The organism is Pseudomonas sp. TE3552 (assembly GCF_056278945.1).
This window is the reverse complement of sequence record NZ_JBWBQJ010000001.1, coordinates 3326052-3347867: the sequence shown is the minus strand read 5'-3', so window position 1 is coordinate 3347867 and position 21816 is coordinate 3326052. Positions and strand designations below refer to the sequence as shown.

Here is a 21816-nt window from a genome sequence, read left to right as displayed (position 1 = left end):
AGCCGGCAAATGCTCCCCCGAGTCGCCGGCTTCTGAGCTTTTCCAACACAGTTAGTGGAGAGATCACCTTGGTAGAGTACGTAGTTTCCCTCGATAAGCTCGGCGTCCATGATGTAGAGCATGTGGGGGGCAAGAACGCATCCCTGGGCGAGATGATCAGTAACCTTGCAGGTGCCGGTGTATCGGTGCCAGGTGGATTTGCCACGACAGCTCAGGCTTATCGTGATTTCCTGGAACTGAGCGGTCTGAACGACCAGATCCACGCCGCCCTCGACGCGCTGGATGTCGATGATGTAAACGCCTTGGCCAAGACCGGCGCCCAGATCCGTCAATGGATCATGGAAGCCGAGTTCCCCGAGAAACTCAACACCGAGATCCGCACTGCGTTCGCCACGCTGTCGGCCGGTAACCCTGACATGGCCGTGGCCGTGCGTTCTTCCGCTACCGCCGAAGACTTGCCGGACGCTTCCTTCGCCGGCCAGCAGGAAACCTTCCTGAACATCCGTGGTGTCGAAAACGTCATTCGCGCCGCTAAAGAGGTGTTCGCCTCGCTGTTCAACGACCGTGCGATTTCCTACCGCGTCCACCAGGGCTTCGACCACAAGCTGGTAGCTCTGTCGGCTGGTGTACAGCGCATGGTCCGCTCCGAAACCGGCACCGCCGGCGTGATGTTCACCCTCGATACCGAATCGGGCTTCCGTGACGTGGTGTTCATCACCGGCGCCTACGGCCTGGGTGAAACCGTCGTCCAAGGCGCGGTGAACCCGGATGAATTCTATGTCCACAAGGGCACGCTGGAAGCCGGTCGTCCGGCCATCCTGCGTCGCAACCTGGGCAGCAAAGCCATCAAGATGATCTACGGCGACGAAGCCAAGGCCGGTAAATCGGTCAAGACCATCGACGTGGACAAGGCCGACCGTGCCCGTTTCTGCCTCAGCGATGCCGAAGTCAGCGAGCTGGCCAAGCAGGCGATGATCATCGAGAAGCACTACAAGTGCCCGATGGACATCGAATGGGCCAAAGACGGCGACGACGGCAAGCTCTACATCGTGCAGGCCCGTCCGGAAACCGTGAAGAGCCGCACCCAGGCCAACGTCATGGAACGTTACCTGTTGAAAGAAACCGGCACTGTGCTGGTGGAAGGTCGCGCCATCGGCCAGCGCATCGGCGCCGGCAAGGTGCGGATCATCAAGGACGTGTCCGAGATGGACAAAGTCCAGCCGGGCGACGTTCTGGTGTCCGACATGACCGACCCGGACTGGGAACCGGTGATGAAGCGCGCCAGCGCCATCGTCACCAACCGTGGCGGCCGTACCTGCCACGCGGCGATCATCGCCCGGGAGCTGGGCATCCCGGCCGTGGTCGGTTGCGGCAACGCCACCCAGCTGTTGAAAGACGGCCAGGGCGTGACCGTTTCCTGTGCTGAAGGCGACACCGGTTACATCTTCGAAGGCGAGCTGGGCTTCGACATCAAGAAGAACTCCGTGGACGCCATGCCTGATCTGCCGTTCAAGATCATGATGAACGTCGGCAACCCGGACCGCGCCTTCGACTTCGCGCAACTGCCGAACGCCGGTGTGGGCCTGGCCCGTCTGGAATTCATCATCAACCGCATGATCGGCGTGCACCCCAAGGCACTGTTGAACTACGACGGCTTGCCATCGGAGATCAAGGACAGCGTCGACAAGCGCATCGCCGGTTACGACGATCCAGTCGGCTTCTATGTCGAGAAACTGGTCGAAGGCATCAGCACCCTGGCGGCTGCGTTCTGGCCGAAAAAGGTCATCGTGCGTCTGTCGGACTTCAAGTCCAACGAATATGCGAACCTGATCGGCGGCAAGCTCTACGAGCCGGAAGAAGAAAACCCGATGCTGGGCTTCCGTGGCGCATCGCGTTACATCAGCGAATCGTTCCGTGACTGCTTCGAACTCGAATGCCGCGCCCTCAAGCGCGTGCGCAACGAGATGGGCCTGACCAACGTTGAAATCATGGTGCCGTTCGTCCGTACCTTGGGCGAAGCGAGCCAGGTGGTCGATCTGCTGGCCGAAAACGGTCTGGCCCGTGGCGACAACGGTCTGCGCGTGATCATGATGTGCGAGTTGCCATCCAACGCGATCCTGGCTGAAGAATTCCTCGAGTTCTTCGACGGCTTCTCCATCGGCTCCAACGACCTGACCCAGCTCACCCTGGGCCTGGACCGTGACTCCGGGATCATCGCGCACTTGTTCGACGAGCGTAATCCGGCGGTCAAGAAGCTGCTGGCCAACGCCATTGCCGCGTGCAACAAGGCCGGCAAGTACATCGGCATTTGCGGTCAGGGCCCTTCGGACCACCCGGACCTGGCCAAGTGGCTGATGGAGCAGGGCATTGAAAGCGTTTCGCTGAACCCCGATTCCGTACTGGAAACCTGGTTCTTCCTGGCTGAAGGTCAGGCTTCGGCCTGATCCGTGAATGAAGCTTCGGCCCGCTGCGGTGAGTCGAGGCTTTAAGAGTCAAGTAGGGCGGGCATCCTCTGGATGCCGCCCTTTTTTGTGCAAGAGCATTATGCAAAGCAGCAGCAACCTGTTTCCTGTCGCCCTGATCAGCGCCGAGCGGCGTGGTGATCTGAGCGAAGACGTCTATCGATTGAAACCCGGCAACAGCCCCGACGGCACCGTCGAACTGGCTGTGACGCGCTTGGGTCTGGCCGATGAGCCGGCGGTGCGTGGCGTGCCGGTTATTTTGTTGCACGGCAGCTTTTCCAATCGACGGTTCTGGTTCTCGCCCAAAGGTTTGGGGCTGGGGGCCTATCTGACGCGTTTGGGATTCGATGTGTGGATTCCGGAAATGCGCGGTCATGGCCTGTCACAGCGCAACCAGAATTATCGCCAGAACAGCGTCGCCGACTATGCGCGTTATGACTTACCGGCCATTGGCGCGTTCGTGCGCGAACAAAGCGGCCAGGCCCCACACTGGCTCGGCCATTCGCTGGGCGGCATTACCCTGGCCGCGGCATTGGGTGGGCAGTACCTGGGCGAGCCCGCTGTGGCTTCTGCGGCATTTTTCGGCACCCAGGTCAGTCGCACTTACTGGCCGTTGAAGTTTCCGCCGGTGGAGTGGAGCGGGCGCTTCATTCTCAAGCGTTTTGCCCAACTGTCGGGTTCACGGCTCAAGCGCGGCCCGGAGGACGAGCCGATTGGCCTGGCCCTGGAAAGCATGCGCTGGTACGGGCTGTTCGGCCGTTTTGGCGATGCCGACAAAGACTGGTGGGCGGGATTGGCCGATGTTCAGCTGCCAGTACTGGCCGTGAGCGCCGCGGGAGATCATCAGGATCCGACTTGGGCCTGTCGCAAGCTGTTCGATCAAGTCGGCTCCGAACACAAACAATTCATCACCCTGGGTCGCGAGCAGGGCTTTGGCGACAATTTCGGTCACGTGGAAATGCTTGTCAGCAAGGCTGCACAGACTGAAGTCTGGCCGTTGGTAGCGCGCTGGCTGGCGGATCAACAGACGCCTTTGCTGGGTGAAAAGCCGGATTTGGCCGCAGCGATTTGAGCCCGATGCTCTAACAGGGGGCATTTCGCTCTGATCGGCTTGCGGCTAAGATATGACGCATTAAGCGGTTCTGGTCACTTTGGGTGACTGATTTGCTCGTTATGTTCGTGCGGCCGGAACGTTTGCAGCCCTCCAGCCCTGGCCCGAGTATGCTGCATACTCGATTGTCTTCCTTTCTACAGGAGTTTTTCGATGAACCATTACATCACGCCTGACCTGTGCGACGCCTACCCGGAGCTGGTGCAGGTGCTGGAACCGATGTTCAGCAATTTCGGCGGCCGTGATTCTTTCGGCGGCGAAATCGTGACCGTCAAATGTTTCGAAGATAACTCGCTGGTCAAGGCGCAGGTCGAGCTCAAAGGCAACGGCAAGGTGCTGGTGGTCGACGGTGGCGGTTCCCTGCGCCGCGCGCTGTTGGGCGACCTGCTGGCCGAGAAAGCCGCCAGTAACGGTTGGGAAGGGCTGGTGATCTACGGTTGCATTCGCGACGTCGACGTCATCGCGCAAACCGATCTGGGGGTTCAGGCCCTGGCCAGTCACCCAATGAAAACCGACCGGCGCGGTGTTGGTGAACTCAATATTGCCGTGACCTTCGCGGGTGTGACCTTCCACCCGGGTCACTATGTTTATGCGGATAACAACGGCGTGATCATTTCGCCAAGCCCGCTGAAGATGCCTGAATAAAGCGTCGGTGCGAACTTTCGTGACAAAAATGGGGTGAGGATGTTCGAGGAAGAAAACGCGCAGTGGGGGCTGGTGCATGCCCTGGTGCTGGACGGTAAAGGCGGTGCGCGTTCGATAGCCCGGACTGAACTCGATGACTTGCAGCTGCTGGCTCATGAAAGCCTGTGGCTGCACTGGGATCGCAGTCACCCGCAAACCCAGACCTGGCTGCGCAAATCCAGCGGTCTGAGTGAATTTAGTTGCGACTTGTTGCTGGAAGAGAACACCCGGCCTCGTCTTCTGCCGCTGCCGGACTCCGAACTGTTGCTGTTTTTGCGCGGGATCAACCTGAACCCCGGCGCAGAGCCGGAAGACATGGTCTCGGTGCGGATCTTCGGTTCGGCCCAACGAGTGATTTCCCTGCGTCTGCGGCCATTGCGCGCCACCGATGAGTTGCTGGCGCAACTGGCCGAAGGCAAAGGGCCGAGAACCGCTTCCGAACTGATCCTCTATATGGCGCAATACCTTACCCACAAGGTGCAGGATCTGGTCAGCTGCCTCTCGGAAATCGTCGATGAGGAAGAAGAAAAACTGGATGCCGACGAACGGTATACACCCGAGCATGGGGCCGTTTTGCAGATTCGTCGCAGGGCGGCCGCGCTGAAGCGTTTTCTGGCGCCGCAGCGGGATATTTTCGGTCAGCTGACGCGGATAAGACTGCCGTGGTTCTGCGAAGACGATGGCGATTACTGGAACGAATTGAACAACAGCCTGACCCGTTATCTCGAGGAGCTGGAATTGACCCGGGAGCGCGTGGGGCTGGTCCTGGAGGCCGAAGACCGGCGTTTGAGCGTGCGCATGAACCGCACGATGTACCGCTTCGGGATCATCACCGGGATCTTTTTGCCGATGAGTTTTCTGACCGGTCTTTTGGGCATCAATGTCGGCGGTATTCCGTTCTCTGTCAGCCCCTACGGCTTCCTGATCGCCTGCCTGTTGATGGTCTTGGTGGCACTGGGGCAGTGGTGGTTATTCCGACGTTTGCGCTGGGTCTGATGATGAGCCATGTGACCCGACCAAAGCTGACCGCGTCTTTCACAGATATCACGAGAGGTGCGTATGCACGATCCGTTTGAACAGTCTTTGCGTGACATGCTCAAAGCTTCGCCGTCCAACCGTGACGACGATGCCTGCCTGGGGCGCGTGCTGAAAACCGCCAACCGCCAGGTCGGTGCCGGCGATCTGTTCAGCCTGCTGGGCCGTTGGCTGCCCGCGCTGATGATCGCCCTGAATAACGGATCGGCTCATGTCTCGCCGGTTTCCCGTCTGCGTAAACCTACCGCTCGCACTGCTGATAAGGCTGATTGAATATGGAACTTGATCTCTGGACCCAGAGCCTCGTCACTGCAATGACCGCGTTATGGACCAAGGTTGCGAACTTCATTCCGAACCTGTTCGGCGCACTGGTTGTGCTGCTGCTGGGTTTTGTCGTGGCGAAACTTTTGGACACGTTGCTGTCCAAATTGCTCGCCAAACTGGGCCTCGATCGCCTGATGGGCGGTACCGGTCTGACCAAATTGCTGTCCCGCGCCGGTTTGCAGGTGCCTATTTCGACGCTGATCGGCAAGATCGTCTATTGGTTCGTTCTGCTGATTTTTCTGGTGTCGGCAGCAGAATCTCTAGGCCTTGAGCGAGTATCGGCTACGCTGGACATGCTGGCGTTGTATCTGCCGAAAGTATTTGGTGCTGCGCTGGTGCTGCTGGTGGGTGTGTTGCTGGCGCAACTGGCCAATGGGCTGGTGCGTGGTGCGGCAGAAGGCGTAGGGCTTGATTACGCCGCAGGCCTGGGGCGGATCGCTCAGGGCCTGGTGATCATCATCAGTATTTCGGTAGCGATCAGCCAGTTGGAGGTCAAGACTGACCTGCTCAACCATGTGATCGTGATCGTTTTGATTACCGTTGGTCTGGCGGTTGCGCTGGCCATGGGGTTGGGAAGCCGGGAAATTGCCGGTCAGATTCTTGCGGGAATCTATGTGCGAGAGTTGTATCAGGTTGGGCAACAAGTGCGTGTTGGTGAGGTCGAAGGTCAGATCGAAGAGATCGGCACGGTTAAAACCACCGTGCTGACCGACGAGGGTGAGCTAGTCTCTCTTTCGAATCGGATTCTCCTGGAGCAGCATGTGAGTAGCCGCTAACCCGGCAAATCCTGCTAATGTATGCCGCCGCAAAATGCCCTGAAAGGGCTGCGGCGGACATTGACCTGACTGTCGGCCCGACTTGTTTTGAATAAAGCTCAATCGCTCTCCACGCGCTACGACCCCCGCGAGCTCTCTGATGAGGAGTTGGTCGCGCGCTCGCATACCGAGCTGTTTCACGTAACGCGCGCCTATGAAGAACTGATGCGGCGTTACCAGCGAACATTATTTAACGTTTGTGCACGGTATCTTGGGAACGATCGTGATGCAGATGATGTCTGTCAGGAAGTGATGTTGAAGGTGCTGTATGGCTTGAAGAACTTTGAGGGCAAATCGAAGTTCAAGACCTGGCTCTACAGCATCACGTACAACGAGTGCATCACGCAGTATCGGAAGGAACGGCGAAAGCGTCGCTTGATGGACGCTTTGAGTCTGGACCCCCTCGAGGAGGCGTCTGAAGAAAAGGCGCCGAAACCCGAGGAAAAGGGTGGACTTGATCGCTGGCTGGTGTATGTGAACCCGATTGACCGTGAAATTCTGGTGCTACGATTTGTCGCAGAGCTGGAATTCCAGGAGATCGCAGACATAATGCACATGGGCTTGAGTGCGACAAAAATGCGTTACAAACGCGCTCTAGACAAATTGCGTGAGAAATTTGCAGGCATTGCTGAAACTTAGTTCGGCGCAAATTTCTCTTACGTGTAGGCAAGTTCTGATAGACTTGCCGCCGAGTTGTCCCCCGGTTTGCGGGACTGCTTCACAATCACCAGATGGGGATTTAACGGATGAAACTGAAAAACACCTTGGGCTTGGCCATTGGTTCTCTTATTGCCGCTACTTCGTTCGGCGCGCTGGCACAAGGCCAAGGCGCAGTTGAAATCGAAGGCTTCGCCAAGAAAGAACAGTACGATAGCGATCGTAACTTCAAGAACAACGGCAACCTGTTCGGCGGTTCGGTTGGTTACTTCCTGACCGACGACGTAGAACTGCGTCTGGCCTACGACGAAGTGCACAACGTACGTGCAGATGATGGTCGCAACGTAAAGGGCGCTGATACCGCTCTGGACGCTCTGTACCACTTCAACAACCCAGGCGACATGATCCGTCCATACGTTTCTGCCGGTTTCTCGGACCAGAGCATTGGCCAGAACGGTTCGGGTCGTAACCGCTCCACCTTCGCCAACGTTGGCGGCGGTGCCAAGCTGTACTTCACTGAAAACTTCTACGCCCGTGCTGGCGTTGAAGCTCAGTACAATATCGACCAGGGCGACACCGAGTGGGCTCCAAGCGTCGGTATCGGTGTGAACTTCGGTGGCGGCTCCAAGCCTGCTGCTGCTCCAGTTCCAGCACCAGCTGAAGTTTGCTCCGACAGCGACAACGATGGCGTTTGCGACAACGTTGACAAGTGCCCTGACACCCCAGCCAACGTAACTGTTGACGCTGATGGCTGCCCGGCAGTTGCTGAAGTTGTTCGTGTTGAGCTGGACGTGAAATTCGACTTCAACAAGTCGGTAGTCAAGCCTAACAGCTACGGCGACATCAAAAACCTGGCTGACTTCATGAAGCAGTACCCATCCACCACTACTGTTGTTGAAGGTCACACTGACTCCGTCGGTCCTGACGCTTACAACCAGAAACTGTCCGAGCGTCGTGCAAACGCCGTTAAGCAAGTTCTGACCAACCAGTACGGTGTTCAGTCGTCCCGCGTTCAGTCTGTTGGCTACGGCGAATCCCGCCCAGTTGCTGACAACGCCACTGAAGCTGGCCGTGCTGTAAACCGTCGCGTAGAAGCGAAGGTTGAAGCTCAAGCTAAGTAATTAGCTCGCAGCTCTGGAAAAGCCCGGCTTAGGCCGGGCTTTTCTTTGTCTGCGATTTGGTGATGAGGGGTTGGCAGATAGGTTCAGGCTGATTGATCGGCCGTCATCGCGGGCAAGCCACGCTCCCACAGAGATGACGTTGCACAGGCTGCCACGGTTCCAATCACCAAAATGGCTGGGCTTTTCAATTCAAAGGCGCAGGCATCTTTCTCCATCGCTGTCAGATCGCTGCGACATTCCCGTTGGTGCGGCAGCGAAGCATTTTCAATCATCGCCACAGGCGTATCGGCTGCCATTCCGCCGGCCAGCAGTTGCTCGCGAATTTCACTGAGCTTCGCCACGCCCATGTAGATCACCAGCGTAGTGCCTCCTTGAGCCAAGGCTTGCCAGTTCAGGCTGCTGTCATCCTGAGTGTGCGCCGTGACCAGTGTCACGCCACGGGCGACGCCCCGCAGCGTCAGCGGAATATCGCATTGGGTCGCGCCGGCAAGGCCAGCGGTGATGCCATTGACCAGTTCAACCTCGACCCCGCGCTCACGTAGCCACTGCGCTTCTTCACCGCCGCGCCCGAAGATGCACGGATCACCGCCCTTGAGTCGCACCACGCATTTGCCGTGGCGGGTATAACGAAGCATCAGGCGATGAATGAAGGCTTGGGGCGTAGAGCGGCAACCGCCGCGCTTACCTACAGGAATAATTCGTGCGCTCGGGCAATGCTCCAGCACTGCGGCATTGACCAGATCGTCGATCAACACCACGTCCGCTTCGCGCAATGCGCGAACCGCCTTGAGGGTCAGCAATTCCGGATCGCCAGGACCTGCACCCACCAGCCAGACTTTTGAGCTCATAGTGTTTTCCTCACGAGATGACGGCGACTGGCTGCGCAGTGGCGGCCAGCAAACGCTTGATTTCCGGGACGCAGGAGCCGCATTGCGTGCCGCAGCCCAATTCTTGTTTCAAACCTTGTAAGTCCAGGCCACGGCTGATGCCGGCACAGACTGCGTTCTGGCTGACGTTCATGCAGTTGCACAGTGTTTTGGTGCCGGATGCCGGGGCACCAGCGTTGCCTGGTGGCGCACTCAAGGGGGCCAGCAGCCAACGACGTAGCTGTTCGTCGGCGCGACCTTCGAGCCACAGGCTTTGCAGCCAGTGCTGGGCCAGGGTTTCACCGGCCAGGCGAATCGCGGTAATCCGGCCGTTTTCGATGCGCACCCGTTTGCCGATCGAACGCCGGGGATCGTCGTAGGCCAATACCGGGCCGTCGTTGAGCCCCAGGCATTGATCGATATCACGCAACAGCTGCGGCTCTGGCGCGGTGGCGCTGGCGGCGCGTATCAGCAGCGCAGGGCGCTCACGGCCGGCCAGGCTGAGGCTGGCGTAGGAAAACGCCTCGCAGAGTGGTCGCAGCGTTTCCAGGTGCTGTTGAACATCGCCCTCTATCAGGGCGAAAAGCTGCCAGGGCAATTGCACAGGTTCGAGTCGCACACCGCTGTGTTTGAGTTCCGGTTGTTTCGACAACGGATCGAAGGCAGGCAGGGTGAGGGTATTCACACCACCCTTGAGAAAGCGATCGCCCCAGTGCATCGGCAGGAAGGCCTGGCCCGGACGTACGCTGTCGTCGCTGCTGACCGGCAGGATCACCGAGCCCCGACGACTTTTCAGATTGATCAGATCGCCAGATTGCAGGCGATGCCGCCGCAGTTCATCCGGGTGCAGGCTCAATACGGCTTCGCTGACATGGCCGAATAGCTGCGCGGCGGTGCCGGTGCGGCTCATGCCGTGCCATTGATCGCGCAAGCGGCCGGTGATCAGGGTCAGCGGGAAGCGCGCATCACGTTGCTCCTTGGCGGCGCGATACGGGTCGGTCACGAACTGTGCGCGCCCGCTGGCAGTCGGGAAAATGCCGTCGAGGTACAGCCGCGCCGTACCTTCGCGGGCACCGGCGGGGAAGGGCCATTGTTGCGGGCCGAGCTGATCGATCAGCGCATGACTGATGCCGGACAGGTCGAGGTCGCGGCCACGGGTCAGTTGTTTGTATTCGTCGAAGACCTGTGCCGGGGTTTCAAAGGCAAACAGGCTGGTGGCTCCAGGGCGCAGATGTTTTTCCAGGCGCTGTGCGAAATCCACGGTGATCGCCCAGTCGGAGCGTGCTTCACCGGGAGCGCCGATGGCTCGGCGGACGTGGGAAATACGCCGTTCGGAGTTGGTGACCGTGCCTTCCTTTTCGCCCCAACTGGCGGCGGGCAGCAGCAGGTCGGCGAACGCGGCGGTTTCGGTGGTTTGAAAAGCTTCCTGCAACACCACGAACGGGCAGGCTTGCAGTGCCGCGCGTACAGCGGTTTGATCCGGCATTGATTGCGCAGGATTAGTGCAGGCGATCCACAGGGCTTTGATCTTGCCGCTGCGCACCTGTTCGAACAGTTCAATGGCTGTTAGCCCGGTGTTTTCGGGCAGTTGATCAACGCCCCAATAGGCGGCCACTTGCGCGCGGTGTTCGGCATTGGCCGCTTCGCGATGGCCTGGCAGCAGGTTCGACAAGCTGCCGGTTTCCCGGCCGCCCATGGCATTCGGCTGACCGGTCAGCGAGAAAGGTCCTGCACCGGGCCGACCAATTTGTCCGGTGGCCAGGTGCAGGTTGATCAGCGCGCTGTTCTTCGCGCTGCCGGCAGTGGACTGGTTCAGCCCCATGCACCACAGCGACAGGAAACTCGGTGAGGTGCCGACCCATTCCGCACATTGCCGCAGTTGCTCGGTGCTGATGCCACAGAGCTGCGAAACCATCGACGGGGTGTAGTCATGCACCAGGTTTTTCAGTTCGGCCAGGCCTTCGGTGTGGGCCTTGATGAAATCGCGGTCGATCCAGTCTTCCCACAGCAGCAGGTGCAAAATCCCATGGAACAAGGCGACATCGGTACCGGGCAGAATCGCCAGGTGCAGGTCAGCCAAATCGCAAGTGTCGGTGCGCCGTGGGTCGATGACGATGACTTTCATCTGCGGACGGCGGGATTTGGCTTCTTCCAGGCGACGAAACAGGATCGGGTGGGCGTAGGCCATGTTGCTGCCGACGATCATCACGCAGTCGCTCAGTTCCAGGTCTTCGTAGTTGCAGGGCGGGGCGTCGGCGCCGAGGCTGCGCTTGTAGCCGACCACCGCCGAAGACATGCACAGCCGCGAATTGCTGTCGATGTTGTTGGTGCCCACCAGCGCTCGCGCCAGTTTGTTGAAGGCGTAGTAATCCTCGGTCAGCAATTGCCCGGAAATGTAGAACGCAACGCTATCCGGGCCGTGTTCGGCGATGGTCTCGGCGAAGATGCTGGCGGCATGATCGAGGGCGGTGTCCCAGTCGGTGCGGCTGCGGGCCAGGCCTTTGCCCAGGCGCAGTTCCGGGTACAACGCCCGTGCGGTCAAGTCGCCGGTCAGGTGCAGGGTCGAACCTTTGCTGCACAATTTGCCGAAGTTGGCCGGGTGCGCCGGATCGCCGCTGACGCCGAGGATGCGCTCGCCGTCGTGCTCGATCAGCACGCCGCAACCGACCCCGCAATAGCAGCAGGTGGAGGCGGTGATTTGACGGTTCATCAGCTTACTTCCCGCAGGGCCAGCAGCACGCGGCCATTTTCGACCCGTGCCGAGTGATGGTGGGCACAGCCGATATCCGGGGCCTGGGCTTCGCCGGTTTCAAGGTCGATCTGCCAGTTGTGCAACGGGCAGGCCACCCGTTTGCCGTAGATCAAACCCTGGGACAGTGGCCCTCCCTTGTGCGGGCAGCGGTCGTCGAGGGCGAAAACCTCATCGTCGCTCGTACGAAAAATCGCGATGTCGCCTTTCGGACCCGCGACGATTCGAGACCCCAGCGTGTTGATTTCTTCCAGTGCGCAGATATCCAGCCAGTTCATGCCTGCACCTCCAGGTTCTTCACGGGAATGACCTCGAACTCTTTTTTCAGCAGCGGCTGTTCGAGGCGTTCCTTCCAGGGGTCTTGCTCGAACGACAGGGAGAATTGCAGGCGATCGTTCAATGCCTTGCGCCGCTCGGGGTCTTCCAGCACGGCTTTCTTGATGTGTTCCATACCGACCCGTTGCAGGTAATGCACGGTGCGCTCGAGGTAGAAGGCTTCTTCGCGGTACAGCTGCAGGAAAGCGCCGTTGTATTCGCGCACTTCTTCGGCGGTTTTCAGTTTGACGAAGAACTCCGCGACTTCGGTTTTGATCCCGCCGTTGCCACCGATGTACATCTCCCAGCCGGAATCCACACCGATAATGCCGACGTCCTTGATACCCGCTTCCGAACAGTTGCGTGGGCAACCGGAGACGGCCAGTTTGACTTTGTGCGGCGACCACATGTTGAACAGATCGTGCTCCAGCTCGATGCCCAATTGCGTGGAGTTCTGGGTGCCAAAGCGGCAGAACTCACTGCCGACGCAGGTTTTCACGGTGCGGATGGATTTGCCGTAGGCGTGGCCGGACGGCATGTCCAGGTCTTTCCAGACGCCCGGCAAGTCCTGCTTTTTGATCCCCAGCAAGTCGATGCGCTGGCCGCCGGTGACCTTGACCATCGGCACGTTGTACTTGTCGGCCACGTCGGCAATGCGCCGCAGCTCTGAAGGATTGGTCACACCGCCCCACATCCGTGGGACTACAGAGTAAGTGCCGTCTTTCTGAATGTTGGCGTGGGCGCGTTCGTTGATCAGGCGCGATTGCGGATCGTCCTTGGCTTCGCCCGGCCAGGTTGAAATCAGGTAATAGTTGAGCGCCGGGCGGCAGGTGGCACAGCCGTTCGGGGTGCGCCAGTTCAGGTAGCTCATGGTGCCGGCGATGGTCAGCAGGTGCTGGTCGCGGATGGCTTGGCGGATTTGCCCGTGGTTGAGGTCGCTGCAACCGCAGATGGCTTTTTCGCTTTTCGGTTTGACGTCTGCCGCGCCGCCCACGGTGTTGATCAGTATCTGTTCGACGAGGCCCGCGCAGGAACCGCAGGAGCTGGCGGCCTTGGTGTGTTTCTTCACATCATCGACGCTGAACAGCCCGTGTTCCTGAATGGCTTTGACGATGGTGCCTTTGCACACGCCATTGCAGCCGCAGACTTCGGCGGTGTCGGCCATGCTCATGGCTTTGTCCTGGCCCTGGTGTCCTACGTCACCAAGAGCGTTTTCGCCGAACATCAGGTGATCACGGATCTCGCCGATGCCATGATTCTCACGAATCTGCCGGAAATACCAACCGCCATCTGCCGTATCGCCGTACAGACAGGCCCCGACCAGCACGTCATCCTTGATCACCAGTTTTTTGTAGACGCCGCCGATCGGGTCGGAGAGGGTGATGGTCTCGGTGCCTTCGCCGCCCATGAAGTCGCCGGCGGAAAACAGGTCGATGCCGGTGACTTTCAATTTGGTCGACGTCACCGAACCCTTGTAGGTGGCGAAGCCCAGTTGGGCGAGGTGGTTGGCACAGACCTTAGCCTGTTCGAACAGTGGCGCGACCAGGCCGTAGGCGATGCCACGATGGCTGGCGCATTCGCCGATGGCGTAGACCCGAGGGTCGTAGGTTTGCATGGTGTCGTTGACCAGAATCCCGCGGCTGCAAGGGATGCCGGATTTTTCCGCGAGCTCGGTGTTGGGGCGAATGCCGGCGGCCATTACCACCAGGTCGGCGGGGATGATGTCGCCGTTCTTGAACTCAACCGAGCCGACCCGGCCATTGCCGGCGTCATGCAGGGCCTGGGTCTGTTCGCACAGGCGAAAATGCAGGCCGCGGGCTTCCAGGGCGGTTTGCAGGAGTTGGCCGCTGGTTTTGTCCAGTTGCCGCTCCAGCAGCCATTCGCCGATATGCACCACGGTGACGTGCATGCCCCGCAGCATCAGGCCGTTGGCGGCTTCCAGACCCAGCAGGCCGCCGCCGATGACTACGGCGTGCTTGTGGGTCTTGGCGGTGTCAATCATCGCCTGGGTATCGGCAATGTCGCGGTAGCCGATCACGCCCTGCAAGGTATTGCCTGGGATCGGCAGGATGAACGGGGTCGAGCCGGTGGCAATCAGCAGGCGGTCGTATTCGGCCTCGGTGCCGTCTTCGGCGATGACCCGGCGTTTGACCCGGTCGATCTCCACCACTTTACGGTTGAGCAGCAGCTTGATGTTGTTTTCCAGGTACCAGTCCAGATCGTTGAGTACGATCTCTTCGAACGTCTGTTCGCCGGCCAGTACGGGCGACAGCAGGATGCGGTTGTAGTTGGTATGGGGTTCGGCGCCGAAGACCGTGATGTCGTACAGCTCGTTACTCAGCTTGAGCAGTTCTTCCAGGGTGCGAACCCCGGCCATGCCGTTGCCGATCATCACCAGTTTTAGTTTTTTCATCAGGTTCTCCGGGGAGCTCGGACCTGCCTCATCAGGGCATTCAGGCCTTGCTCGACAAAATTTTGCGCAAACAAAAAAAGGCGTCCCGCTAGTTAACTAGCGAGGACGCCTTTGTCCTTGTCCCGTTCTCTCGGGCAGCGCAGCCTTCTACGTTGAAGGTTGGGCTTTATGTATGTTGGGAAAGGTAATGCAGTGGTTGTGCCAAGTCGCACAAATGCCGAATTTATAGGCTCTCAGCGTGGGAGGAGGGTGTTTGCGTGCACCGGTTCAATGCGCTATGCCCGGTTTTGAAGCAGAAAAGTCAAAAGATCTTTTGGGTGCAGTGAAAAACTCAGCCATGAAACAACAAAAACAGCAGCACCAGATTCACCAGCAACGACACCAGCGCCAACGTCCGCCAAACCTTCAACGGTTCGCGCTCCAGCAACGGTCTGGGGCGCACGCTCAACGTGCGTCGTTCTCCCTGCTCCAGCAGTAACAACCATTCTTCCGCCGTTTCAAAACGCTGATCCGGAGCCGCCGCAACCGCGCGTTCCAGACTTTGTGCGATCCATTCCGGCAGGTCGGGCCGGTAGCGACTGGCGCTGACAGGCACACCAAACCGTGGGCGCTGGAACGCTTCGATTTCGCCGTAGGGATAATTCCCGGTGAGCAGGTAGTACAAGGTCACGCCGACTGCATACAAGTCCTGTTGTGGGGTCGGCGGGTCACCACGAAAGGCTTCCGGCGCGATGTAGCTGGGTGTTCCGGGCAGGGCGCAGGCTTGATCTTCGGACAGCCCGGGACAGTAGGCGAGGCCGAAGTCCAGCAGACGCAACTCGCCGTCGTCGCCCAGCAGCAGGTTCTCCGGTTTGATATCGCGATGCAGAATCTGCCGTCGATGCAGGATGCCGATGGCTCGCAGCAGGCGCTCGGCCAGGTCGAGCCATTGAGGCAGTGGCAACGATCCGACGCGCTCATGCAGCTCGGTCAAGGTAGACCCGGAATATTCACGCATCACGTAGTACAAATGCTGACGCTGACTGACGGCATGGACTTCAGGAAAATGCCGCCCGGCCACCCGTTTGAGAAACCACTCCTCTGACAACAATGCCTGCCCGGCCTGGTGATCGTCACGTAGCGCAGCGGGCAAGGTTTTCAGCAGCCAGGGCTGTTGTTGTGCGTCGCGCACCCGGTAGAGCAGCGATTGCTGGCTCTGGCCGAGGATCCCTTCGACCTGCCAGCCTTCGAAACTCTGGCCCGGTTTCAGCGCAGGCGGGAGGGGCCATTGCTGCAGATGAATCAGGGCATCGCCGATGCTGGTTTCACCCAAGGCATCGACCCGCACCAGCAGGGCGCTGGCATTGTCCTGACTGCCGGCCAGGTGCGCGGCGCTGACCAGCGTCTGCGCGGCGCTGTCCAGATCAGGCTGATCCCGCAGAATCGCCGCAATGGCCGTGTCGCCCAGCACTGCCCAGATGCCATCGCTGAGCAGCACGAAACTCTCGTTCAGGCGCAGTTCGCCATCGAGAAAGTCCAGCACCAGATGTTGATCCAGCCCCAGCGCCCGCTTGAGCACATGCTGCATGCCCGGCTGGTCCCAGACGTGATCCTCGCTTACCCGTTGCAGCGTGTCAGCGTGCCAGCGATAAACCCGGCAATCGCCGACATGCGCCAGGGTAAAGCGCCTGCCGCGCATCACCAGGGCACTGACGGTAGTCAGCAGCGGTTGCCCGCCGCCGTTAGCCTGCAACCAGCGGTTTTGCGCCAGTAGCAGGCGATCGAGTGCCTGGGCGACGCCCCAGGTTTCCGGGGTGGCGTAGTAATCCAGCGCCAGGGCCTGCAAGGTCGAACGGGCCGCGAGACCGCCATCGGCGCATTGGCTGACGCCGTCGGCGATGGCGAACAGGTAACCCTTGCTCGCCGCCAGCGCCGGGGCCGGAGTGACCAGGCGCAGAGCGTCCTGGTTCTCTTCGCGAGGCCCGATGGCGCTGGCTTCGGCAAAACTCAGTTGCAGGCTCATTCAACCCTCACACCCGGGCAGCGGTGACGGCTGCCGAACCCCATGTGGTTCTCCAACGACGTTTCACCCCATGCAGACCGAACCAGGCGAGTACGCCGAGGCTGGCGAACAACCACAGAGCGAGTTGATAACTGCCAGTGCTTTGCTTGATCGCACCCATGCCGGCCGCCAGTGCAAAGCCACCGATGCCGCCGGCCATGCCGATCAACCCGGTCATTACACCGATCTCCCGACGAAAACGCTGCGGCACCAACTGGAACACCGCACCGTTGCCCGCACCCAAACCAAGCATAGTGCACACGAAAAGCGCCAGCGCTACGTAGGAACTCGGCAGATTGAAACCCACGGTCGCAATGCAGATCGCCGCCACGGTGTACATCGCCAACAGGGTGCGAATCCCGCCGAAGCGATCCGCCAGCGCGCCGCCCAGCGGACGCATCAGGCTGCCACCGAACACACACGCCGCGGTGTAGTAACCGGCAGTTACCGGGCTCAGGCCGTACTGGTCGTTGAAGTAGCCGGGCAGGGCGCTGGCCAGACCGATGAAGCCACCGAAGGTCACGCTGTAGAAAAACATGAACCACCAGCTGTCGCGGTCACCCAAAGCCTTGAAGTAGTCGGACATGGACTTGGCTTTTGGCCGCTCAGGGGCATTCTTGGCCAGCCAGGCGAAGACGATCAGGGTCAGGATCAGCGGGATCAGGGCGAAGCCGAACACGTTGCTCCAGCCAAACATGGCGGCCAGCACCGGGGCAATCAGCGCGGCGAGCACGGTGCCCGAGTTACCGGCACCGGCGATGCCCATGGCTTTGCCTTGGTGCTGCGGCGGATACCATTGCGAGGCCAACGGCAGGGCGACGGCGAACGACGCACCAGCCATGCCGAGGAACAGGCCCAGCAGCAGTGCCTGCTCGTAACTGTGGATGCCGGCTTTCCAGGCGCCGAACAAGGCGCAGATGACGATCACCTGGCCGATGATCCCGGCGGTTTTTGGCGACAGGCGATCAGCCAGCATGCCCATCGCAAAACGCAATACGGCCCCGGCCAGAATCGGCGTTGCCACTACCAGCCCGCGTTGTTGGGTGGTCAGGTGCAGGTCGGCGGCGATCTGCACCGCCAAAGGGCCGAGCAGGTACCAGACCATGAAGCTCAGATCGAAATAGAGGAAGGCTGCGAACAGTGTCGGGGTATGGCCGGATTTCCAGAAGCTTGAATTCATCGCGCACCTCAGCTGTCAGGCGTATCAAGAAGGAGTCATGAGCTTGCAGGTGGGGCGCCGCTAAGGCCGCACCACCGGCCCCGTTCTCTGGGGCCAAAACGGAAAAACGCCGCTACCCGATCCGCCAGGGGGGCGAATGAGGTGAGCGACGTCTTTGTCGTAGGTGGGGCAACCGCCGTTGGTTACCTTGCAGTGATTTACTTAGCGAGATTTGTGCCAACAATCTGCTTTTGTGGCGAGGGGGCAAGCCCCCTCGCCACAATGATCAGATCAGCCAAGCAACTCACTCATAGCAATGATCTGCTCCGCCACCTGAATCAGCTTCTGCTGGCGGCTCATGGCCTGGCGGCGCATCAGGGTGTAGGCCTCTTCCTCGTTACAGTCCTTCATCTTCATCAGCAGCCCCTTGGCCAGCTCGATGCGCTTGCGCTCGGCCAGTTGCTGGTCGCGGGCGTGGAGTTGCGCGCGCAGGGCCTGGTCGCTTTCAAAGCGTGCCATGGCCACATCGAGAATCGGCTGCAAGCGCTGGGCATGGATGCCTTCGACGATGTAGGCACTGACGCCGGACTTGATCGCCCTGCGCATCACGCCTGGGTCGTGCTCGTCGGTGAACATCACGATGGGCCGTGGTTGGTCACGGGTCACCAGCACCACTTGCTCCATCACATCGCGGCTCGGTGACTCGGTATCGATCAGGATTACGTCCGGACGCACCGTTTCGACGCGTGCGGGCAGGTCAATGGTCAGGCCGGATTCGTCGATGACTTCGAACCCGGCTTCGGTCAGGGCCGCTTTCAGGCGACCGACTTTTTTCGCGGTGTCGTTGATCAGCAGGATACGCAACATATTCGCAGGCTCCTGTCAGCGGCTGGCGAGAAGGGGAGCACTGTCGCTCATGGCGTGCAGCGTGAAGCTGCGCGCATAGCCGGCCGGGTCCGAGCCGTCCCAGACTTTGCCGTCGATCAGTTGACTGCTGCGCATTTCCTGACTCCGGGCGGGCACACCGACAGCGCTGGCGGCCTCACGGTATAAGTCTAGTTGCTGGACCTGACGGGCCACGCCGAGGTAATCCGGGTCATCACGCAACAAACCCCAGCGCCGGAATTGGGTCATGAACCACATGCCGTCGGACAGATACGGCAGATTGACCTCGCCCTCGCCATGGAAGCGCATTGCATGCGGGTCTTGCCAGCGATTGCCCAGGCCATCGGTGTAATCACCGAGCAAGCGCGGTGCGATGCAATCGAGCGGAGCATCCAGGTATTCAGCGGCGCTTAACAGTTGCGCGGTGCTGCGGCGATTTTCGCGGCTGGCTTCGATGAACCGACTGGCTTCGAGGATTGCCATCACCAATGCCCGGGCGGTATTGGGGTATTGCTCGACGAAGGCGCGGGTGCAGCCGAGGACTTTTTCCGGGTGATCGGGCCAGAGGGTCTGGCTGGTGGCCATCGTAAACCCGAGATTCTGCTGCACCGCACTGGCCGCCCACGGTTCGCCGACGCAAAAACCGTCAATGCGCCCGGCTTGCAGGTGCGCGACCATTTGCGGCGGCGGCACCACCACGCTGTCGACATCCTGCAGCGGATGAATGCCCTGACTCGCCAGCCAGTAATACAGCCACATGGCGTGGGTGCCCGTGGGAAAAGTCTGAGCGAAGGTCAGTTTTGGGCGACTTTGGTGCACATGCCGATCCAGTGCTTCAGGACTGGTCACGCCCAGGGCCTGCAGGCCGTGGGAGAGGTTGATGCTCTGGCCGTTCTGGTTCAGACCCATGAGTACGGCCATGTCGGTGGAAGCGATGCCGCCGATGCCCAGGTGCACGGCGTAAATCAGCCCGTACAGGCTGTGGGCGGCGTCGAGTTCGCCGCTGACCAGTTTGTCCCGCAGGTTGGCCCAGGACGACTGGCGCTTGAGGTTCAGGGTCAGGCCGTAGGGCTGGGCGAAACCCTGGGTGGCGGCGACCACCACTGAGGCGCAGTCGCTCAGGGCCATGAAGCCGAGGTTGATCTCGGTTTTTTCCGGGGCATCGCTGCCATTGACCCAGGCCAGTGGGCCGGCTGATGGTTCATTCATCGATTTCGCACCTTCCAAAAAAAAGCGTCGTCCCAAGGCATCTGCGTGGGCAAAGCCGGGTGACGACGCCATTGTCCTTCCACTCATCCCGTCGTTGGCACGAGTGCTGATGCCTGTCAGTGGTGCAAGGCATATGCCATCGCTGGCTGTTTTTGTCGCGCGCCTCGCCTGTGGACTCGATGCGCGGCTATAATCGCCGCCTCTTTTCATCGCCACCGAGTCAAGCCCGCCCATGTACACCCTGGCCCGTCAGCTGTTGTTCAAACTTTCCCCGGAAACCTCCCACGATCTGTCCCTGGACCTGATCGGCGCGGGCGGGCGTTTGGGCCTTAACGGCTTGCTGTGCAAGGCACCGGCGAAAATGCCGGTGACCGTCATGGGCCTGGAATTCCCCAACCCGGTGGGGCTGGCGGCCGGTCTGGACAAGAATGGCGCGGCGATCGACGGTTTTGCCCAACTGGGGTTCGGTTTCGTCGAAATCGGCACCATCACTCCGCGTCCGCAACCGGGCAACCCGAAACCACGGATTTTCCGCTTGCCGGAAGCCGAAGCGATCATCAACCGCATGGGCTTCAATAACCTCGGTGTCGATCATCTGCTGGCTCGCGTCGCGGCGGCCAAGTACAAGGGCGTACTGGGTATCAACATCGGCAAGAACTTCGATACGCCGGTTGAACGGGCGGTCGACGACTACCTGATCTGCCTCGACAAGGTCTATGCCCACGCCAGCTATGTGACGGTCAACGTCAGTTCGCCGAACACCCCGGGCCTGCGCAGCCTGCAATTCGGTGATTCGCTCAAGCAATTGCTCGCCGACCTGGCCACGCGCCGGGCGGAACTGGCCCAGCGCCACGGCAAACATGTGCCGTTGGCGATCAAGATCGCACCGGACATGAGCGACGAAGAAACCGCTCAGGTGGCCCAGGCGCTGATCGAAACCGGGATGGACGCGGTGATCGCCACTAATACCACCCTGAGTCGCGTCGGTGTCGAAGGCATGGAACATGGCGACGAGGCGGGCGGTTTGTCTGGCGCGCCGGTTCGCGACAAGAGCACTCACACCGTGAAGGTGCTGGCGGCGGAATTGGCCGGTCGCTTGCCGATCATCGCCGTGGGCGGCATCACCGAGGGCAGGCACGCAGCTGAGAAGATCGCCGCGGGTGCAAGCCTGGTGCAGATTTACTCTGGCTTCATCTATAAAGGGCCGGCGCTGATTCGTGAATCGGTGGATGCCATCGCCGCCATGCGCTGAAGATTCATCTGCGGCGATGAGGATTAACTGTGGCGAGGGAGCTTGCTCCCGCTGGGCTGCGAAGCGGCCCAAAAACCACTCAATCAGGTGTGTCAGGTAAAACACAGTTGCAGGGTTTACGACTGCTTCGCAGCCGAGCGGGAGCAAGCTCCCTCGCCACAAAAGCGCTCTTGTAACGGATATATGGGCATAAAAAAGGGCTCCTCGAAGGAGCCCCTGGGCCGAAGCCCGCCGTCCGGATAGGACGTGCGTGGTTAAGTCGTTGCGTAATCAGATTGTCGTGTCGGAGTGTGTGCCCTGTATTAGCCGACGGCGTGAAGTTCGTTGAGTCTGTGGATTCCCGCAGTGCCGGTCATACCGTCCCAGTTGTCGCCGCGTCCTTCTCGCCAGCCATTGATCCAGGCTTGGCGTACCGACGGTAGAGTAAAAGGGCAAAGCTCACGGGATTTACCACCAACGCCATATTGATATCCGCGCAAAAATGCTCTTTCCAACGGATCACGCTTAAGTCTTCTCATAGGGTGTTTCCCTCACTTGTTGACTGTATTTATCGCGTCGACCTCAATCGAGGTCAGGCAGAAAAATTCTGCCGTTGGTGGCTCGCTGCCGGCGTCGCGAGCCAAGGTGTTGACGCCGTTGCGACGTCAACCTGTGTTGAGTTCTAACCAATGCGTCACATCGAGGGAATGATCGTTTTGTCATAAGAACGTAACCATAA

General features: G+C 60.0%; 18 protein-coding genes. 9 read left to right on the top strand and 9 right to left on the bottom strand.

The window, feature by feature from the left end:
• Positions 1-68 precede the first annotated feature (68 nt).
• The 8 genes from ppsA to ACZ9BB_RS14855 all read left to right on the top strand — a co-directional run bounded on the left by ppsA (position 69) and on the right by ACZ9BB_RS14855 (position 8209).
• On the top strand, positions 69-2444 hold the full coding sequence (gene ppsA / locus ACZ9BB_RS14890; protein ID WP_476214422.1) for a phosphoenolpyruvate synthase: 2376 nt from the start codon (positions 69-71) through the stop codon (positions 2442-2444).
• Positions 2445-2544: 100 nt separating this feature from the next.
• Positions 2545-3534: an alpha/beta fold hydrolase gene (locus tag ACZ9BB_RS14885; RefSeq protein ID WP_476214421.1), complete on the top strand. Its 990-nt coding sequence runs from the start codon at positions 2545-2547 to the stop codon at positions 3532-3534.
• Positions 3535-3726: 192 nt separating this feature from the next.
• Positions 3727-4218: a ribonuclease E activity regulator RraA gene (gene rraA / locus ACZ9BB_RS14880; RefSeq protein WP_476214420.1), complete on the top strand. Its 492-nt coding sequence runs from the start codon at positions 3727-3729 to the stop codon at positions 4216-4218.
• A 39-nt stretch (positions 4219-4257) separates the two neighbouring features.
• Positions 4258-5253, top strand: coding sequence for a zinc transporter ZntB (locus tag ACZ9BB_RS14875; protein WP_476214419.1), 996 nt, complete (start codon positions 4258-4260; stop codon positions 5251-5253).
• A gap of 63 nt (positions 5254-5316) precedes the next feature.
• Complete coding sequence (locus tag ACZ9BB_RS14870) at positions 5317-5565, top strand: CrfX protein (RefSeq protein ID WP_476214418.1); 249 nt, start codon at positions 5317-5319, stop codon at positions 5563-5565.
• Positions 5566-5567: 2 nt separating this feature from the next.
• Positions 5568-6392 (top strand): mechanosensitive ion channel family protein, encoded by an 825-nt coding sequence (locus ACZ9BB_RS14865; protein ID WP_007902078.1) that lies wholly within the window; start codon positions 5568-5570, stop codon positions 6390-6392.
• Positions 6393-6479: 87 nt separating this feature from the next.
• Complete coding sequence (gene sigX / locus ACZ9BB_RS14860; protein WP_017337463.1) at positions 6480-7070, top strand: RNA polymerase sigma factor SigX; 591 nt, start codon at positions 6480-6482, stop codon at positions 7068-7070.
• A 107-nt stretch (positions 7071-7177) separates the two neighbouring features.
• The gene (locus ACZ9BB_RS14855) at positions 7178-8209 is read left to right on the top strand and encodes an OmpA family protein (RefSeq protein WP_305411728.1); all 1032 of its coding nucleotides are present in this window, start codon (positions 7178-7180) and stop codon (positions 8207-8209) included.
• Positions 8210-8292: 83 nt separating this feature from the next.
• On the opposite strand, the gene cobA is transcribed toward ACZ9BB_RS14855, so the two are convergent.
• From cobA to ACZ9BB_RS14815, 8 genes are all read right to left on the bottom strand, one after another.
• Positions 8293-9057 (bottom strand): uroporphyrinogen-III C-methyltransferase, encoded by a 765-nt coding sequence (cobA, locus tag ACZ9BB_RS14850; protein ID WP_476214417.1) that lies wholly within the window; start codon positions 9055-9057, stop codon positions 8293-8295.
• Between the two features lie 10 nt (positions 9058-9067).
• Positions 9068-11785 (bottom strand): nitrate reductase, encoded by a 2718-nt coding sequence (locus tag ACZ9BB_RS14845; RefSeq protein ID WP_476214416.1) that lies wholly within the window; start codon positions 11783-11785, stop codon positions 9068-9070.
• Positions 11785-12102 (bottom strand): nitrite reductase small subunit NirD, encoded by a 318-nt coding sequence (gene nirD, locus ACZ9BB_RS14840; protein ID WP_476214415.1) that lies wholly within the window; start codon positions 12100-12102, stop codon positions 11785-11787. The genes ACZ9BB_RS14845 and nirD overlap by 1 nt, the downstream gene beginning before the upstream one ends.
• The gene (gene nirB, locus ACZ9BB_RS14835) at positions 12099-14552 is read right to left on the bottom strand and encodes a nitrite reductase large subunit NirB (RefSeq protein WP_476214414.1); all 2454 of its coding nucleotides are present in this window, start codon (positions 14550-14552) and stop codon (positions 12099-12101) included. Before nirB ends, nirD begins: the two co-directional genes overlap by 4 nt.
• 331 nt (positions 14553-14883) lie before the next feature.
• On the bottom strand, positions 14884-16554 hold the full coding sequence (locus ACZ9BB_RS14830; protein WP_476214413.1) for a bifunctional protein-serine/threonine kinase/phosphatase: 1671 nt from the start codon (positions 16552-16554) through the stop codon (positions 14884-14886).
• Positions 16555-16561: 7 nt separating this feature from the next.
• Positions 16562-17773, bottom strand: coding sequence for a nitrate/nitrite transporter (locus tag ACZ9BB_RS14825; protein ID WP_476214412.1), 1212 nt, complete (start codon positions 17771-17773; stop codon positions 16562-16564).
• A 270-nt stretch (positions 17774-18043) separates the two neighbouring features.
• Positions 18044-18619 carry an ANTAR domain-containing response regulator gene (locus ACZ9BB_RS14820; RefSeq protein WP_030127923.1) on the bottom strand — a complete coding sequence of 192 codons (576 nt, stop codon included), beginning with the start codon at positions 18617-18619 and terminating at the stop codon, positions 18044-18046.
• A gap of 15 nt (positions 18620-18634) precedes the next feature.
• Entirely contained in the window at positions 18635-19846 is a 1212-nt protein-coding gene (locus ACZ9BB_RS14815; RefSeq protein WP_476214411.1) for a CmpA/NrtA family ABC transporter substrate-binding protein, read from the bottom strand.
• Positions 19847-20078: 232 nt separating this feature from the next.
• On the opposite strand from ACZ9BB_RS14815, the gene ACZ9BB_RS14810 reads away from it, so the two are divergent.
• Positions 20079-21098, top strand: coding sequence for a quinone-dependent dihydroorotate dehydrogenase (locus ACZ9BB_RS14810; protein WP_476214410.1), 1020 nt, complete (start codon positions 20079-20081; stop codon positions 21096-21098).
• Between the two features lie 302 nt (positions 21099-21400).
• On the opposite strand, the gene rmf is transcribed toward ACZ9BB_RS14810, so the two are convergent.
• Positions 21401-21616, bottom strand: coding sequence for a ribosome modulation factor (gene rmf / locus ACZ9BB_RS14805; RefSeq protein ID WP_003223300.1), 216 nt, complete (start codon positions 21614-21616; stop codon positions 21401-21403).
• Positions 21617-21816: the final 200 nt, after the last annotated feature.

Coding starts and splice junctions, on each gene's coding strand:
- ACZ9BB_RS14870 (WP_476214418.1), top strand. CDS start 5,317: ATGCACGATCCGTTTGAACAGTCTTTGCGTGACATGCTCAAAGCTTCG.
- ACZ9BB_RS14875 (WP_476214419.1), top strand. CDS start 4,258: ATGTTCGAGGAAGAAAACGCGCAGTGGGGGCTGGTGCATGCCCTGGTG.
- ACZ9BB_RS14815 (WP_476214411.1), bottom strand. CDS start 19,846: ATGAATGAACCATCAGCCGGCCCACTGGCCTGGGTCAATGGCAGCGAT.
- rmf (WP_003223300.1), bottom strand. CDS start 21,616: ATGAGAAGACTTAAGCGTGATCCGTTGGAAAGAGCATTTTTGCGCGGA.
- ACZ9BB_RS14865 (WP_007902078.1), top strand. CDS start 5,568: ATGGAACTTGATCTCTGGACCCAGAGCCTCGTCACTGCAATGACCGCG.
- ACZ9BB_RS14830 (WP_476214413.1), bottom strand. CDS start 16,554: ATGAGCCTGCAACTGAGTTTTGCCGAAGCCAGCGCCATCGGGCCTCGC.
- nirB (WP_476214414.1), bottom strand. CDS start 14,552: ATGAAAAAACTAAAACTGGTGATGATCGGCAACGGCATGGCCGGGGTT.
- ACZ9BB_RS14820 (WP_030127923.1), bottom strand. CDS start 18,619: ATGTTGCGTATCCTGCTGATCAACGACACCGCGAAAAAAGTCGGTCGC.
- ACZ9BB_RS14810 (WP_476214410.1), top strand. CDS start 20,079: ATGTACACCCTGGCCCGTCAGCTGTTGTTCAAACTTTCCCCGGAAACC.
- ACZ9BB_RS14855 (WP_305411728.1), top strand. CDS start 7,178: ATGAAACTGAAAAACACCTTGGGCTTGGCCATTGGTTCTCTTATTGCC.
- cobA (WP_476214417.1), bottom strand. CDS start 9,057: ATGAGCTCAAAAGTCTGGCTGGTGGGTGCAGGTCCTGGCGATCCGGAA.
- ACZ9BB_RS14825 (WP_476214412.1), bottom strand. CDS start 17,773: ATGAATTCAAGCTTCTGGAAATCCGGCCATACCCCGACACTGTTCGCA.
- rraA (WP_476214420.1), top strand. CDS start 3,727: ATGAACCATTACATCACGCCTGACCTGTGCGACGCCTACCCGGAGCTG.
- ACZ9BB_RS14885 (WP_476214421.1), top strand. CDS start 2,545: ATGCAAAGCAGCAGCAACCTGTTTCCTGTCGCCCTGATCAGCGCCGAG.
- ACZ9BB_RS14845 (WP_476214416.1), bottom strand. CDS start 11,785: ATGAACCGTCAAATCACCGCCTCCACCTGCTGCTATTGCGGGGTCGGT.
- nirD (WP_476214415.1), bottom strand. CDS start 12,102: ATGAACTGGCTGGATATCTGCGCACTGGAAGAAATCAACACGCTGGGG.